Annotated in this window: 17 protein-coding genes; 10 read left to right on the top strand and 7 right to left on the bottom strand. The window is 70.1% G+C overall.

Annotated elements, in window-relative coordinates; all coding sequences use genetic code 11:
- Positions 1–36: 36 nt before the first annotated feature.
- Positions 37–369, top strand: coding sequence for a hypothetical protein (locus tag LC452_RS07655; protein WP_223623831.1), 333 nt, complete (start codon positions 37–39; stop codon positions 367–369).
- Between the two features lie 4 nt (positions 370–373).
- Here LC452_RS07655 and LC452_RS07660 read toward each other — a convergent pair whose 3' ends face one another.
- From LC452_RS07660 to LC452_RS07675, 4 genes are read right to left on the bottom strand one after another with little or no spacing between them, the layout of a single operon-like run.
- Positions 374–1,168, bottom strand: coding sequence for an SDR family NAD(P)-dependent oxidoreductase (locus tag LC452_RS07660; RefSeq protein ID WP_223623833.1), 795 nt, complete (start codon positions 1,166–1,168; stop codon positions 374–376).
- A gap of 30 nt (positions 1,169–1,198) precedes the next feature.
- A complete protein-coding gene (locus LC452_RS07665; RefSeq protein WP_223623835.1) occupies positions 1,199–2,059 on the bottom strand; it encodes an SDR family NAD(P)-dependent oxidoreductase in 861 nt (286 codons plus the stop codon).
- On the bottom strand, positions 2,056–2,898 hold the full coding sequence (locus tag LC452_RS07670; RefSeq protein WP_223623837.1) for a hypothetical protein: 843 nt from the start codon (positions 2,896–2,898) through the stop codon (positions 2,056–2,058). Before LC452_RS07670 ends, LC452_RS07665 begins: the two co-directional genes overlap by 4 nt.
- Positions 2,899–2,910: 12 nt before the next feature.
- Positions 2,911–3,426: a gluconokinase gene (locus tag LC452_RS07675; protein WP_223623839.1), complete on the bottom strand. Its 516-nt coding sequence runs from the start codon at positions 3,424–3,426 to the stop codon at positions 2,911–2,913.
- 113 nt (positions 3,427–3,539) lie between these two features.
- On the opposite strand from LC452_RS07675, the gene LC452_RS07680 reads away from it, so the two are divergent.
- Positions 3,540–4,055: a hypothetical protein gene (locus LC452_RS07680; protein ID WP_223623841.1), complete on the top strand. Its 516-nt coding sequence runs from the start codon at positions 3,540–3,542 to the stop codon at positions 4,053–4,055.
- Here LC452_RS07680 and LC452_RS07685 read toward each other — a convergent pair.
- A complete protein-coding gene (locus LC452_RS07685) occupies positions 4,036–4,503 on the bottom strand; it encodes a DUF1772 domain-containing protein (RefSeq protein WP_223623843.1) in 468 nt (155 codons plus the stop codon). The genes LC452_RS07680 and LC452_RS07685 overlap by 20 nt on opposite strands.
- An 81-nt stretch (positions 4,504–4,584) precedes the next feature.
- Between LC452_RS07685 and LC452_RS07690 the strand changes: the two genes are divergently transcribed.
- Entirely contained in the window at positions 4,585–5,526 is a 942-nt protein-coding gene (locus LC452_RS07690) for an AraC family transcriptional regulator (protein ID WP_223623844.1), read from the top strand.
- An 87-nt stretch (positions 5,527–5,613) separates the two neighbouring features.
- A complete protein-coding gene (locus LC452_RS07695) occupies positions 5,614–6,162 on the top strand; it encodes a hypothetical protein (RefSeq protein WP_223623846.1) in 549 nt (182 codons plus the stop codon).
- 13 nt (positions 6,163–6,175) lie between these two features.
- On the opposite strand, the gene LC452_RS07700 is transcribed toward LC452_RS07695, so the two are convergent.
- Positions 6,176–6,799 (bottom strand): HAD family hydrolase, encoded by a 624-nt coding sequence (locus LC452_RS07700; RefSeq protein ID WP_223623848.1) that lies wholly within the window; start codon positions 6,797–6,799, stop codon positions 6,176–6,178.
- Between the two features lie 101 nt (positions 6,800–6,900).
- Between LC452_RS07700 and LC452_RS07705 the strand changes: the two genes are divergently transcribed.
- The 5 genes from LC452_RS07705 to LC452_RS07725 all read left to right on the top strand — a co-directional run bounded on the left by LC452_RS07705 (position 6,901) and on the right by LC452_RS07725 (position 11,240).
- On the top strand, positions 6,901–7,590 hold the full coding sequence (locus LC452_RS07705) for a transcriptional regulator (RefSeq protein WP_223623850.1): 690 nt from the start codon (positions 6,901–6,903) through the stop codon (positions 7,588–7,590).
- A complete protein-coding gene (locus LC452_RS07710; protein ID WP_223623851.1) occupies positions 7,587–8,033 on the top strand; it encodes a RidA family protein in 447 nt (148 codons plus the stop codon). Before LC452_RS07705 ends, LC452_RS07710 begins: the two co-directional genes overlap by 4 nt.
- Complete coding sequence (locus LC452_RS07715) at positions 8,030–9,181, top strand: alanine racemase (protein ID WP_223623853.1); 1,152 nt, start codon at positions 8,030–8,032, stop codon at positions 9,179–9,181. The genes LC452_RS07710 and LC452_RS07715 overlap by 4 nt, the downstream gene beginning before the upstream one ends.
- 92 nt (positions 9,182–9,273) lie before the next feature.
- Complete coding sequence (locus tag LC452_RS07720) at positions 9,274–10,155, top strand: alpha/beta fold hydrolase (RefSeq protein WP_223623855.1); 882 nt, start codon at positions 9,274–9,276, stop codon at positions 10,153–10,155.
- Positions 10,152–11,240, top strand: coding sequence for a M20 family metallopeptidase (locus tag LC452_RS07725; RefSeq protein WP_223623857.1), 1,089 nt, complete (start codon positions 10,152–10,154; stop codon positions 11,238–11,240). The genes LC452_RS07720 and LC452_RS07725 overlap by 4 nt, the downstream gene beginning before the upstream one ends.
- 1 nt (position 11,241) lies before the next feature.
- Here the strand turns inward: LC452_RS07725 and LC452_RS07730 are convergent, their stop codons facing one another.
- Positions 11,242–11,958 (bottom strand): TetR/AcrR family transcriptional regulator, encoded by a 717-nt coding sequence (locus LC452_RS07730; protein WP_223623859.1) that lies wholly within the window; start codon positions 11,956–11,958, stop codon positions 11,242–11,244.
- Positions 11,959–12,126: 168 nt separating this feature from the next.
- Between LC452_RS07730 and LC452_RS07735 the strand changes: the two genes are divergently transcribed.
- Positions 12,127–13,986 (top strand): S9 family peptidase, encoded by a 1,860-nt coding sequence (locus LC452_RS07735; RefSeq protein ID WP_223623861.1) that lies wholly within the window; start codon positions 12,127–12,129, stop codon positions 13,984–13,986.
- Positions 13,987–14,042: the final 56 nt, after the last annotated feature.

The raw sequence follows: 14,042 nt of genomic DNA on the forward strand, positions 1-14,042 counted from the left end.
GCGAAGCTCGCCCCCGGGCGCGGTACCCTGACCAGCGTGAGCAGCCCTGAGATCGCAGACTTCCTCGAGCGATTGTCGGCGCGGGATGCTGACGCTGCTCGGCTGGCGGGCCGAATGCTCGAAGCCGGATGGTCGGTGCGCCGGCTCGACGGCCCGATGCAGATGGACGTCTGGCAGCTCCTGCTCGACCGCGGAGCGTGCAGCGTCCGCTTCGGAATGGAGCGAGGGCGCTCGGACGGCGTGCACGTCGCGGATCGCGCGGGCGCCTATCGGCCACTCGCCGAAGTGATGGCAGGGAGCGCGACGCCGGCGGACGACCCGACAATCCTCGACTGGTTGAACCAGCAGTCGGGTCACTCGGCTCCCTGAGCGGCTACGGCACGATCGAGTCGATGTAGCCGCCGTCGACGCGCACCGCGGCCCCGGTCGTCGCCGAGGCGAGCGGCGAGGACAGGTACGCGACCATGTTCGCGATCTCCTCGGGCTCGATGAGCCGCTGCAGCAGCGACTGCGGCCGGTGCAGCTTCATGAACTCGCGCTGCGCCTCGTCCCACGGCAGCGCCCTGTCGACCAGCTCGTAGACGAAGTCCTCGACGCCGCCGGTGTGGGTCGGGCCGGCGAGCACCGAGTTGACGGTCACGCCGGTGCCGGCGGCATCCTTCGCGAACCCGCGCGAGACGGCCAGGAGCGCGGTCTTCGACATGCCGTAGTGGATCATCTCGGCCGGGATCACGACCGCCGAGTCGCTCGCGATGTTGAGCACCCGACCCCAGCCGCGCTCCTTCATGCCGGGCAGCGTCGCGCGGATCAGGCGCACCGCCGCGAGCACGTTCACGTCGAAGTAGCGGCGCCATTCCTCGTCGGTGATGTCGAGGGCGGGCGTCGCGCCGAAGATGCCCAGGTTGTTGACGAGGATGTCGACGTCGCCGGTTGCGGCGAGCACGGCATCCGCACCGGTCGGATCGGTGACGTCGCCGGGCGCCGGGACGAGGTCGCGCTCAGACCGCTCGGCCTGCAGTTCGGAGATGACGGATGCCACGGTGTCGGCGCTGCGTCCGTTGACGGCGACGCGGGCTCCGGCATCCGCCAGTGCCGTGGCGATCGCCCGTCCGATGCCCTGGGTCGAGCCGGTCACGAGCGCGGTCTTGCCGGTGAGGTCGATGAGCATGGTGTTCCCTCCGTGGATGGATGCTGGGGGTCAGACGTCGATACCGGTGAGCTCCGCGCTCTTCTGCCACAGCGCCTCGGCGAGAGCCTCGTCGTCGACCTGCGGATTCACCCGGGTGCTCAGCACGCGCTCGTCGTAGTAGGCACCCGAGAACCAGGTCTCGTCGGGGGTGCCCTCGATGAACCATCGCAGCGTCTCGCCGCCCTTGTCGGTGCTGATCGTCAGCAGGCGCCGCAGCGGGGTGCGATAGATCAGGCGCATGACGCTCGACGAACCGGCCGCGAAGTTCGTGCGCACGACCCCGGGATGGAACGCGACCGCGCTCAGACCCTCCGGATGGAACTTCGCGTGCAGGCTCTTCGTGAACAGGACGTTCGCCAGCTTCGCGTCGCCGTACGCCTTGTTGGCGCTGAACTTGCGGCGGTTGTCGAGGTCGTCGACGTCGATGTGCCCGAAGAGGCGATGCCCGACGCTCGAGGTGTTGATGATCGCGGCATCCGCCTGCCGCAGCTGCGGCAACAGCAGGTTGGTCAACAGGAACGGTGCGAGGTGATTGACCTGGATCGTCTTCTCGAAGCCGTCGACGGTCGGCGTCTGGTCTCCGAAGATGCCACCGGCATTGTTCGCCAGCACGTCGATGCCGTCGTCGCCTACGGCGTCGGCGAGCTTCGCGGCGAGCTCGCGCACATCGTCGAGCCGGGCGAAGTCAGCGGTGAAGAACTCGGCGCCCGTCTCGTTCGCGACGGCCGCGGTCTTCTCCGGCGATCGGCCGACGAGGATCAGACGATTGCCGGATGCCGCGAGCTGACGGGCGGCAGCGGCGCCGATCCCGTCGGAGGCTCCGGTGATGACGATCGTCTTGCGACGACCGGTCGTGCTCTCGGGGGTCACGCGCCCTCGCGCTGCGGAGGGGCGGGGCGCAGCGGCTCGGCGATCGGCATCCGCTCGGGTTCCGGCATCCGCTCGGGTTCCGGCGCGGGGGCCGGCTCGGTCGCGGGGGCGGGTGCCGCCGCGATCTCGCGCGCGACCTGCTTCTCGAGCACGGTGACCGCGTCGTCGGAGAGCAGGATGAGTCCGTCGAGCTCTTCGCGCACCCGCTTGTACGCGACGTTCCGCTCGGCCTGCGTGGCCGACTCGTCGACCGCGACCTTGAGCAGCTGCTGCGCGCGGTCGAGGCGCTTGCGCTCGGGCTCGGTGAAGGTCGAGTCGCGCAGGCGCCGGGCGTCCTTCTCGGCGATCTCGAACGCGACGGCGTAGTCGCCCACGGCCTGCAGGTACTCGGCGACCTGGTGCTCGCTGACCTTGGCCTCGGCGGATGCCGGGCGCAGAGCATCCGCCGTCTTCTTGGCCCGCAGGAACGCGGCGGTCAGCGGCTGGCGTCCGTCGCTCATCGCCGGGAACGCGATGAGCTTCGCGACATCGAGTTCGTAGTCGAGCCAGCGTGCGGTGACTTCGTCGTGCTCGGCGAACAGCCGCACGAGCAGGTCGTTCGGAGCGACGGATGCCGTGGTGTCGACGATCGACGGGCCGCGGCGCCGGCCCTGCTGGGTGAGTGCCCGCGCCTCGATCTCGGCGGTCTTCAGCTGGGCCTTCATCCTCAAGGTCTCGAGGCGGCGCTCATGACGGCGCCTCGAGTTGCGCTCCCACGCCTTCGCGGCACCGCCGGCCATCCCCATGATCGGGAAGATGAGCCACCAGAAGTTGCCCGCCCATTGCCAGAACTCTTGCATGATGGGTTCAGCCTACTTCTCGGAACGCTCCGGCTCACCTGCCAGAAGGGCGAGGATCCGGTCCACGAGCGCGTCGGGCGCAGCATCCACGATCACGGTGATGCCGAGCTCGTCGGGCTCCAGCGGTTCGAGCGTGGCGATCTGCGACCGCAGCAGTGCCGGCGGCATGAAATGGCCCTCGCGCGCCTCGGCCTGTGCGGCCACCCGCGCGGGCGCCGCGGCGAGGTGCACGAACAGAGTCTCGGGTGCCGTCGCGCGCAGCCGGTCGCGGTAGATCCGCCGCAGGGCCGAGCAGGCGACGACGACGCCCGGCTCGGCGAGGAGGGCCTCGCCGACGAGATCGAGCCACGGCCAGCGATCGGCGTCGACGAGCGGGATGCCCGCGCTCATCTTCGCGATGTTCGCCGCGTTGTGGAGGTCGTCGGCATCGATGAACGCGGTGCCGCGCCGGCGGGCGAGCTCCTGGCCGATGGTCGTCTTGCCCACACCGCTGACCCCCATGACGACGATCGGCCGGTCGGTGGTCATCGGATGCTCCTTGAATGCGGCGCGTCGGTGACTTCGCGCGACGAATGGTCCCTCTTATCGAACCACGAGCGGAGCGGTGCGCGATGCCGCGGTGGGCTTGGTACCGTCGGAGGATGATCCCCGCCTTCGTGCTGAAGATCGTCCTTCTCGCGGTGGCGCTGGTGGTCGTGGTGGTGTTCGTGCGCTCGCTGTTCGCGCGGCCGAGTCAGGCGAAGGCCCGGGATGCGCGCATCCGGCTGCCGCGATATGTCGCGATCACGGCCGCGGCGCTGGTCGGCCTGGGACTCTTCGCGTCGGTGCTCGGATTCGGCAGCGGCGACATGCGCGACCCGGTGCCGTTCCGCATCGCGTCGGTCGTGCTGGTGGCCGCGGGTCTGGTGACGCTGCTGGTGTATCGCAACTGGTACGTGGCGCCCGGGGTCGATGCGGTCGCCTTCCGGACAGTCTTCGGGGCGGAGCGGGTGATCCGCTACCGCGACATCGTCTCGCACCGCACGAGCGGCAAGGGCCGGCGGCGGATGCTGGTCGTGAAGTCCTCGACCGGCACGACGCTGCGCGTGAACACCTCGGCTTACGACATGGCGCCGCTGCTCGCCGTGGTCGAGGCCCTCACCCCACGACCGCGGTGAGGAAAGCCGCGGAGCTCGCTGCCCCCGCGATCCACCGCACGTGGTTCCACCGGCCCCACCCCGTCAGGTAGCGGCGCCAGACGGCATCCGCGTGCGGGGCGTCGCGGTCGACTCCGGCCAGGGCGTTGTTGCGCGGCACGTGCGCGGCGATCGTGACGCCGATGACGCCGACCAGGTACAGGGCGGCGCCGATCACGAGGCGTGGATCGCCGAGGCCCGCGATGCCGACGGCCGCCGTGAGCGCCGCCGTGCCGAACAGCAGGCTCATGAACGCCGGCCGCACGGCCGTGACATTGATCGACTGCATCGCGGCGATGCCGTCGCGGGATGCCTGCCGTGCGAGCGCCGGCATCACGAAGGAGGAGAACGCGAAGAACACTCCGCTCACCACGGCGGTGGCGACGACGGCGATGAGCGCTCCGGAGGCGACGAGATCTGCGATGTTCATGGCTCCAGTGAAGCGCTCGGCGGTGAGACGTGGAATCTTCAGAATGCGCGGGAACATACGTGATCGTCTAGATTCTCGGGTATGGACAGCATGACCGCGCTCCTCGATCGTTCTCGCGCCGCCGGAGCGTTCATCCTGCGTTCGGTGCTCTCACCGCCCTGGGCGATGCGCATCGAGGATGACGCGCCCCTCACCCTCCTGGTCCTCACGCAGGGGCAGGCATGGATCGTGCCCGACGACGGCGACGCGGTCGAGGTCGCCCCCGGCGACATGGTGCTGCTGCGCGGACCGGGCCACCGCTACACCGTCGCCGACGACCCGCGGAGCCCGGTGGATGTCGTGATCGACGCGGCGCAGAACCCCACGCTCCGCCCCGGGGTCGACTGGCACTACCTCACGGAGGTCGGCGTGCGCACCTGGGGGAACGACGCCGGGGGCTCGACCGTGATGCTGACGGGCACGTACCAGGTGCGCGGCGAGGTGAGCGACACCCTGCTCCGGATGCTGCCGCCGGTGGCGCTCGTGCCGTCGGACGGTGCGAGCTCCTCGCTCGTCCGCGTGCTGTCCGACGAGATCTCGCGCGATCTCCCCGGACAGGAGGTCGTGCTCGATCGGCTGCTCGACCTGCTGCTGATCGGCGCGATCCGCTCGTGGTTCGCCGATCCGGAGCACCAGAACGGATGGTCCCGCGCCCAGGCCGACTCCGTCGTCGGGCCCGCGCTGCGACTGCTCCAGACCGACCCTGCCCGCGCGTGGACCCTCGCCACCCTGGCCGAGGCCGTGAACGTCTCGCGGGCGACCTTCGCACGCCGTTTCGCCGAGCTCGTGGGGCAGCCGCCGATGACGTACCTCACCGAGTGGCGCCTGAAGATGGCCGCCGACCTGTTGCGAGACCCGTCGCGCACGCTCGCCTCGATCGCGGATGCCGTCGGATACAGCACCCCGTTCGCCCTCAGCGCCGCGTTCCGCCGCGAGCGCGGGGAGAGCCCCCGCGACTACCGGGCGAGGGTCGCGGGGGCGTGAGCCCCGGCATCCGAAGCTCCTGCTGTTCTGCGCGTTTCGTGCCCGGCCGCCGGGGGCGGAACGACCGGCACGGATACCCTGGGGCGCATGATCATCACCGAGTTCCCGCGCGACCTGCTGATGACCGGCGCGATCTTCGGGGTGGCCTCCTTCGTATGGGCGGGGTGGGGCCAGGAGCGGCCGCCGAAGCACTGGATCTGGCGGGTCGTGCTCGGTGTGCTGAGCCTCGGGGGCGCGGCGCTCGCCGGGATCAGCATCCCGGCGGCGATCCGCAACTGGACCTCGCCGACCGCGATCGTCATCGGCGGACCGGCGTTCGCCTGGTACATCGCGATCTTCTGGCTCGAGGTGGTCGCGATCGTCGTGCTGGCGATTTGGGCGACGAAGCGCAAGCGGCAGGACCTCATCGCTCCGCTGGTGCTCGCCGTCGTCGGCATCCATTTCCTGCCGCTCGCGTGGGTGTTCGCGCAGCCGATCTTCGCCGTCGCGGGCGTGCTGGTGACCGCGGCCGCGGTAGTCGCTGCGCTCGTGTCCGACAAGGTGGCGGCGCGCAGCTTCTGGTGCGGCATCCTCGGGGCGCCCGTGCTGCTCGGTGTCGGGACGATCTGCGCGATCGTCGCCTTCGGCGCGCTCTGAGGCGACCGCTGCCTCAGCCGAGCACGTCACCCGGCAGGGAGTCAAGGGTGGGTCGCTCGGCCAGCGGCTCCGGCAGATCGCCGCGATCCATGCCGATGCGGTTGTGCCACCACACCGGCATCCCCACTCCCCCCGCACCCGGGATGTCGAACTTCGAGCCGGCGACGAACAGCGTCCGCGCGGGGTCGGTCCCGAGTTCGGCGAGGGCGAGGCGGTACGGCTCGGGGCGCGGCTTGTAGAAGCCGGCGCGCTCCGAGGTCACGAACACGTCGAACCCGTGGTGGAGCGAGTTCGCGGCGCGCGGTCCGAGTTCTTCCGAGCAGTTGGTGACGACGGCGGTCCTCACCTTCCCGTCGAGCTGAGCGAGCACACCGGCGGCCTCGGGCCATCCCTGCAGGGAGTCCCATCGGGTGACGAGGTCTTCGACCTTCTTCGGGGAGACGCCCTCGAGGGCGGCGGCCTCGGCGACGAGGTCTTCGTAGGGCCGGTACCGGTCGGCGCCGTAGGTCAGCTGCAGGTAGCGCCCGCGCCACCGGCGTCCTTCCTCTTCGCTGCCGGCGACGCCGTCCCACAGCGTCCAGGAGTCGACCAGTGCGGTCAGCAGATCGAAGACGACGGCGTCGTATCGCGGAGACATGGCGGGTCCGTTCATTCAGATGTCGGAGAGGTCTGGATCTAGCTATACCATACTGTCTAAACTCAGACTATTGGGTCCAAGACAACTCCCGGAGGTCCACGATGACAGATGCGGTCGATTCTCGAGCGGATGCCGACGCGCGCAGCGACAGCGATGTCGACGAGCACCTCGTCACCGAGCTCGTCAAGGTCGCCGAGGCGCTCGGTCGAATGTTCCCCGGTATGTGCGAGGTGGTCCTGCACGACCTGCGCGACCCCGACCACGCGATCCGAGCGATCGAGAACAACCTCTCCGGCCGGGAGGTCGGCGACTCGGCGACGGAACTGGGCCTGCGACGCATCCAGGACCCCGACTATCCCGATGTCGTGCAGAACTACGCCAACCAGTTCCCCGACGGGCGGGCGGCGAAGAGCACCTCGATCGGCATCCGCAATCAGGAAGGCGACTTCATCGCGGCGCTGTGCCTCAACGTCGACGTCTCGGTGCTCGCCCCGCTCTCGCACACGCTGTCGCGCCTGGTCGCGACCGAGGACTTCCGGCCGCCGACGCAGCGCCTCGAGACCCTGCTCGACCGCAACGGCATCGCGCTGCGCGCGGCCATCACCGAGTTCGCGGCCGAGCGGGGATCCACGCCTCGCGGCCTGCCGCGCGACGTGAAGCGCGAGCTGGTGCGGCAGCTGCGCGAGGCCGAGTACTTCGCCTCGCACAACGCGGGCCGCATCATCGCCGATGAGCTGGGCGTCTCGCGCGCGACGGTGTACAACTACGCGAACAGCGAGGGCAAGTCATGACCGCAGCAGAGTCGCCGTCGATCGCGCTGATCGACAGCCCCGAGCTGATGCCGCCGGCAGGCCACTATTCGCATGTCGCCCGGCACGGCGGCCTACTCTTCCTCTCGGGCCAGCTGCCGATCACGCCGAGCGGCGACACGCTCGCATCCGAGCCGTTCGAGGCGCAGGCGCGCCAGGTACTCGCGAATGTCGACGCGTGTCTGCGTGCGGCCCAGGCGCGTCGGGAGGACCTGATCTCGGTGACGGTGTCGGTGACCGACATCGCCGACTGGCCCACCTTCGACGCGCTCTACCGCCGATGGCTCGGCGACCACCGACCCGCGAGGGCGGTGGCGCAGGTCGCCGGCCTGCACTACGGATCCGCGCTCGAGGTGCAGGCGACCGCCGTCGCCGCGATCGTCGAGTCGAGAGAGGCCCGCGGGCCGAGAGAGGAAGACCGATGACCGACGCAGCCCCGACGCTCGCCGACCCGTCGACGCCGTTCGCGGTGCTCGACATCGAGAAGGCGCGACGCAATGCGCAGCGGCTGACCGCGAGGCTGGCCGGCCAGGGAGTGCTCCTGCGCCCGCACGTCAAGACCGCCAAGAGCGTTCCCGTCGCTCGGCTGATGCTCGACGGGGCGACCGGGCCCATCACGGTCTCGACACTGCACGAAGCCGAGGCCTTCGCCGACGCCGGGTACCACGACATCCTCTACGCCGTCGGCATCGATCCGCACAAGCTGCCCCGGGTCGTGGAACTCGCGCGACGCGGTGTGGTGATGCAGGTGCTGCTCGACACGCTCGCGCAGGCGCGAGCCGTGACCGAGGCATCGACCCGCGCAGGCGTGACGATCCCGGCGCTGATCGAGGTCGATTGCGACGGGCACCGCGGCGGGGTGGATGCCGACGGCGCGGCTCTGCTCGAGATCGGTGCTGAGCTCGCGCGCGGCGGCGACCTCGGCGGCGTGCTGACGCACGCGGGGGAGTCGTACTTCGCGGCGACGCCGGAGGCGCGGAGGGATGCCGCGCATCACGAGCGCGACGTCGCCGTGCATGCCGCCGACCGCCTGCGCGCGGCCGGGCACGACGTGGCGACGGTGAGCTTCGGATCGACGCCCACCGCTCACGCCGCCGACGATCTCTCCGGGGTGACCGAGGTTCGCGCCGGCAACTACGTCTTCTTCGATCTCGTCATGGCCGGCATCGGTGTGTGCGACGTCGACGACATCGCGCTGTCGGTCGTGGTGACGATCATCGGGCGCACGCCCTCGGGCGACCTGATGACGGATGGCGGATGGATGGCGCTGTCGCGTGATCGCGGGACCGCCGTGCAGGAGCGTGACCAGGGATACGGCCTGGTGGCCGACCTCGACGGGCGGATGCGCGAGGGATTGCTGGTGACGGGCGTGAGCCAGGAGCACGGCATCATCGGCGCACGGGATGGAGCGGAGGTTCCCGACCTGCCCGTGGGCGCGCGGCTGCGCATCCTTCCGAACCACGCCTGCGCGACCGCGTCGCAGCACGACGGGTACCACGTGATCGAGGGCGGGACGGACGTCGAGGGGGCGATCGCGGTAGGCGATCATTGGGAGCGCCTGCGCGGCTGGTGATCCGTCGTCCTGTCGGCGCTCTGGTCACACGGGGATTGTCATTGCTATAGTCAACGTGACTGACTTACGGTTCCGAGATCGAGAGACGGGCAATGATGACCTCTTCGCACGAGCAGCGATCGCTCATGATCGACTGCGACGGGACAAGGATCGCCGCCGAAGTGCGCGGCGACGGCGACCCTGTGCTGCTGCTGCACGGCTACCCCGAGACGAAGGCGATGTGGCGCGATGTGGCCGAGGCTCTCGCGAGCGATCACAGCGTGGTCGCGGCGGACCTGCGCGGCTACGGCGACTCGGCCAAGCCGCGCGGCGATCACTACGCCAAGCGCGACATGGCGCGCGACCAGGTCGCCCTGATGAGGGAGCTCGGCTTCGAGCGCTTCGCCGTGGTCGGACACGACCGGGGCGGACGCGTCGGGCATCGCATGGCGCTGGATCATCCGGATGCCGTGACGAGGCTGGCCGTGCTCGACATCGTGCCCACCCTGCACATGTTCGAGAACGTCGATCGGGAGATGGCGACGGCGTACTTCCACTGGTTCTTCCTGGCCCGCACCGACGGCTTGCCCGAGACCCTCATCGACGGCGACCGCGAGACCTGGCTGCGCAGCCGCTTCACCGGCCGTCGTCACGACGGAGAGGCGCTGCCCGACGCGTTCGACGACTACCTGCGCTGCTTCGACAGCGACACCGTGCACGCCTCGGGCGCCGACTACAGGGCCGCGGCGACGGTCGACCTCGATCATGACCGCGCCGACCGAGACGCGGGACGCGTGGTCGGCTGCCCCACCCTCGCGCTCTGGGGGTCGCACAGCTACGTCGGCCGCAACTTCGACGTGCCGGCGGTGTGGGAGCAGTACGCGCCGGGGGTCACCGGCGCAGCGATCGACGCCGATCACTACCTGGCCGAAGAGGCGCCGCTGGCGACGGCATCCGCTCTGCAGTCCTTCCTCGCGATCGGGGTCGCGGCATGAACGCGCGGGATCGTGCTGTCGCGCGGCTCGACGAGCTCGTGTCGATCGAGACGCCGACCGGAGATGCCGAGGGCCTCGCAGCCGCGCAGGCCGTGGTGCGCTCGTGGCTCGACCCGGTGATCGGAGAGCCCGGTGTCGTCGAGGTCGTCGACGGAGTCCGGCACCTGCTCTGGCGCGGAGGCGATGCGCCGAAGGTGCTGCTGCTCGGGCATCTCGACACGGTGTTCCCGAAGGGGACGACGGCCGACCGCCCATTCCGGCTCGACGAGGACCGCGCGACCGGCCCCGGCGTCTTCGACATGAAGGCCGGCGTCGTGATCATCGCGGATGCGCTCGAACGCATCGCGCGACCCGGAGAGGTCGCCGTGCTGCTCACCAGCGATGAGGAGACCGGTTCGCTGACGTCGCGCGCGCTCATCGAGAGAGAGGCCCGGCGCACCGGCAACGTGCTGGTGCTCGAGCCCAGCCTCGACGGGGCGCTCAAGATCGCCCGCCGCGGCGGCAGCATCTACCGCATCGCCTTCACGGGCCGCGCGGCGCACGCCGGGCTCGAACCGTGGAAGGGTCGGAGCGCGCTGGCCGAGCTCGCCCATCACGTGCTGGCTCTGCCCGACCTCGCAGACGACGAGGCCGGCACGACCGTGAGTCCGACGGTCGCGCAGGCGGGGACCGTGACCAACGTCATCCCCGAGCACGCGGAGGTGCGCGTCGACGTGCGCGCCTGGACGCTCGGCGAGCTCGAACGCGTCGACGAGCGGATGCAGGGGCTGGGCGCCCACACCGAGGGCGTGACCGTCGACGTCACCGGCGGGATCAACCGCCCCCCGATGGAGGAGCGCGTCTCCGCCGAGCTGCTCGAGTGCGCCCGTCGCGCGGCCGCGCGCCTTCAGCATCCGGCGATCGAAGCGGTCTCCGCCGGGGGAGCCTCGGACGGCAACTTCACTGCCGCGGTCGGAGCCCGCACGCTCGACGGCCTGGGACCGCGCGGCGCGGGGGCGCACGCCGATCACGAGTGGGTGTCTGTCGATTCGATGATGGAGCGGATCGAACTGCTGGCCGGCATGCTCGACGAGCTCACCCGGTGAGTCAGGCGCCGGGCGCGTGACGCTCGATGCTCTCCAGCAGCAGGTCGAGCGCGGTCTCCCAGGCGCGCGGGTCGCGGATGCCCGGCAGGGCCTCGCCGACCCATGCGATCTCGGGGTACTCGGCAGGATCGAGGCGTCGCTGATCCATCTGCCAGGTGAGCTCGTCGGCGTCCTGCACCTCGCTCGGAAGTGCGGAGAGAGCCGCCTGGATGCTGGACGCTGAACGGATCAACTGCCCCAGCGCTCGGGCGTACAGGGCGGCCTGCTCGCGGTCGTAGCCGCCGCGGCGCAGGGCCCCGATCGAGTACTCCATCGACCCGAAGTCGGTCGGACGACGCAGCGCCATCTGCAGTGCGAACTCCGGGTAGCGCATGTAGTGGTCATGGATCAGGTGGGCTTGCGAGCGCAGGTCGGCGAGCCAGTCGTCGGTCGCGACCATGCCGCCGCTGTACGAGCGATGGCGCAGCGAGTCGATGAGCGCGAGCAGCAGCTCCTCTTTGTCGCGGAAGTGCCGGTAGATCGAGGTCGGGTGTGCACCGAGTTCCTCGCCGATCGCCTGGAACGTCAGACGATCGAGTCCCTCGCGCTCGACGACGCGATCGGCGGCGGCGACGATGATGTCGCGGCTGAGTGAGTCGCGTGCGCGGCGAGGGCGTGCGGGGGTGCCGGTCTGACGGGCCGGCGCCTTCGCCTGACCTGCGGCTTTCCGAGTCGCCATCGAGTTGCTCCGTTTCGCTGTCCTACCGTGCGTCGATCACGCAGACTCACGGTACCCCACCGTCGTCACGGCTCCTGTCATGCCCGTCGACAATGACGCGGGACCTGGTCGCCAGAGGCTAGCCAATGCTATAGTCAACGACACTGGCGATGACGAGGAGAAGCAAGGATGCTGCACACCCCGGAAGACTCGACGATGAAGGCCCTCGACGAGCGCTTCACCGTTCCGTACCTCATGACCGTGCGCCCGGCGGCGGGTTCCGCCGACCTCGCCCTCGTGATCGAGAACCATGTCGAGGGTGCGCGCGGACGCGTCTGGCGTGCGCCGGACGCCCCGGGTGAGCTGCTGCCGTTCGACGTCAGCACGGGCGCGATCATCACGCCAGACGGCCGCTGGATCGTCGACCTCGACGATGGCGGCGGCTCTGAGGTGGGCGCCCTCGTCGCCATCTCCCCCGACGGCTCCGAGCGCGTCGAGCTCACTCCCGGACGTGAGCCCTACGTGCTGCGCGGGCTCGCGATGTCCTTCGACGGCTCCACTCTCGTCGCCACGATCGTCGACGAGGAGGGGTTCCACGTCCTCACGATTCCCGCCGCACCCTGGGGCGAGCCGAAGATCGTCTACTCGAACCCGGTCGAGGCCTGGTTCGGCCTTCCTTCCTCCGATGCCTCGGTCGTGTCGATCGACACGACCGATCACAATCCCGGCATCCGTCGTCCACTGCTGACCGTGGTGGATGCCGCGACCGGTGCGACCGTCGCCACACTCGACGACCTTCCGGACGGGCCCGTCCGCGGCGTGCGCTTCTCCTCCGTCGCCGGCGACGAGCGACTGCTCCTCAACACCGAGCGGAGCGGCTTCTCGCGTCCGGCGATCTGGCATCCTCGCACGGGCGAGCGCCGCGACTTCGACCTTCCGGAGCTCGCCGGAGAGGTGCTCGCCCTCGACTGGCACGCCCCGAGCGGTCGCATCCTCGCACTGCACGTCGACGCCGGCCTCCATCGGCTCATCGAGATCGACGACGCGGATGCCGCGGTGCGCACCGTGCTCGACGGCGGCAGCTTCGCCGAGCCCGACATCGCGAACCTGCATCCGTACTACTGGACCTCGTACTACGCGCCGAGCGGCGCCGTCCGGGCGATGCGCTCGAGCTGGGCGGTCCCGCTGCGCGTCACAGAGGTCGTGGCCGACGGCACCGAGACGACTCTGATCGCGCCGGCATCCGTGCCGAAGGGACAGCCGCTCACTTCGACCCTCGTCACGAGCGCCGACGGCACGCCGGTGCAGCTGTGGTCGGCGCGGCCTGCCGATCGGGAGCCGCTCGGCACGATCCTCGAGATCCACGGCGGGCCGATGCTCGTGACGGTCGACCGCTACGACCCCTCCGCCCAGGCATGGCTCGAGGCCGGCTACGCGTACGCATCCCTGAACTACCGAGGCTCGGTGACCTTCGGGCGGGCGTTCCGCGAGGGCTTCTGGAACGTGGGCGGCGACCGCGAGATCGAAGACGTCGCCGCGGCGATCGGCTGGCTCCGCGGGCAGGGGCTCGCCGATCCGGCATCCACGTTCGTCACCGGTGCCTCGTACGGCGGGCACATGACGCTGCTGAGCGTAGGTCGGCTCCCGGAGCTGTTCGCCGGGGGGCTCGCTCACGTCGCGGTCGCCGACTGGTCGGTGACCATCGAGGCCATGAACCCCGCGGTGCGCACGGTGTGGAGCTCGTGGGTGCCGCCCGAGCTCGTCTCCCGCTTCTCGGCGATCACGTACCTCGACGATGTCACGGCATCCGTGTGGATCAATCAGGGCTCGATCGACACCCGCACACCCGTCGTGGGGGTGCAGGGCTACGTCGACCGGCTGCGCGCCCGGGGCGGCGACATCGTGCTCGACATCTTCGAGGGCGGGCACGAGCCCACGGGCCTCGAAGGGGCCGCGATCAGCCAGCACCGCATGCAGGAGATGGCGCGCCGGACCCTCGCCGGAGAGCGCTGGGACGGCACCGGCCTCGCCCCTAGTCAGGAACATTGACTAAAAGGCTTGCTATCTTTTCCGGTCAGCTCTAGAGTCAGACCACCACCCGCACC

The organism is Microbacterium sp. EST19A (assembly GCF_019969685.1).
In the GTDB taxonomy this organism is placed as follows: Bacteria; Actinomycetota; Actinomycetes; order Actinomycetales; family Microbacteriaceae; genus Microbacterium.

Bases quoted from the DNA above. Each gene is read 5' to 3' on its own strand.
- LC452_RS07660 (WP_223623833.1), bottom strand. From the start codon at position 1,168: ATGCTCATCGACCTCACCGGCAAGACCGCGCTCGTGACCGGCTCGACC.
- LC452_RS07670 (WP_223623837.1), bottom strand. From the start codon at position 2,898: ATGCAAGAGTTCTGGCAATGGGCGGGCAACTTCTGGTGGCTCATCTTC.
- LC452_RS07675 (WP_223623839.1), bottom strand. From the start codon at position 3,426: ATGACCACCGACCGGCCGATCGTCGTCATGGGGGTCAGCGGTGTGGGC.
- LC452_RS07680 (WP_223623841.1), top strand. From the start codon at position 3,540: ATGATCCCCGCCTTCGTGCTGAAGATCGTCCTTCTCGCGGTGGCGCTG.
- LC452_RS07685 (WP_223623843.1), bottom strand. From the start codon at position 4,503: ATGAACATCGCAGATCTCGTCGCCTCCGGAGCGCTCATCGCCGTCGTC.
- LC452_RS07690 (WP_223623844.1), top strand. From the start codon at position 4,585: ATGGACAGCATGACCGCGCTCCTCGATCGTTCTCGCGCCGCCGGAGCG.
- LC452_RS07695 (WP_223623846.1), top strand. From the start codon at position 5,614: ATGATCATCACCGAGTTCCCGCGCGACCTGCTGATGACCGGCGCGATC.
- LC452_RS07700 (WP_223623848.1), bottom strand. From the start codon at position 6,799: ATGTCTCCGCGATACGACGCCGTCGTCTTCGATCTGCTGACCGCACTG.
- LC452_RS07705 (WP_223623850.1), top strand. From the start codon at position 6,901: ATGACAGATGCGGTCGATTCTCGAGCGGATGCCGACGCGCGCAGCGAC.
- LC452_RS07710 (WP_223623851.1), top strand. From the start codon at position 7,587: ATGACCGCAGCAGAGTCGCCGTCGATCGCGCTGATCGACAGCCCCGAG.
- LC452_RS07715 (WP_223623853.1), top strand. From the start codon at position 8,030: ATGACCGACGCAGCCCCGACGCTCGCCGACCCGTCGACGCCGTTCGCG.
- LC452_RS07720 (WP_223623855.1), top strand. From the start codon at position 9,274: ATGATGACCTCTTCGCACGAGCAGCGATCGCTCATGATCGACTGCGAC.
- LC452_RS07725 (WP_223623857.1), top strand. From the start codon at position 10,152: ATGAACGCGCGGGATCGTGCTGTCGCGCGGCTCGACGAGCTCGTGTCG.
- LC452_RS07730 (WP_223623859.1), bottom strand. From the start codon at position 11,958: ATGGCGACTCGGAAAGCCGCAGGTCAGGCGAAGGCGCCGGCCCGTCAG.
- LC452_RS07735 (WP_223623861.1), top strand. From the start codon at position 12,127: ATGCTGCACACCCCGGAAGACTCGACGATGAAGGCCCTCGACGAGCGC.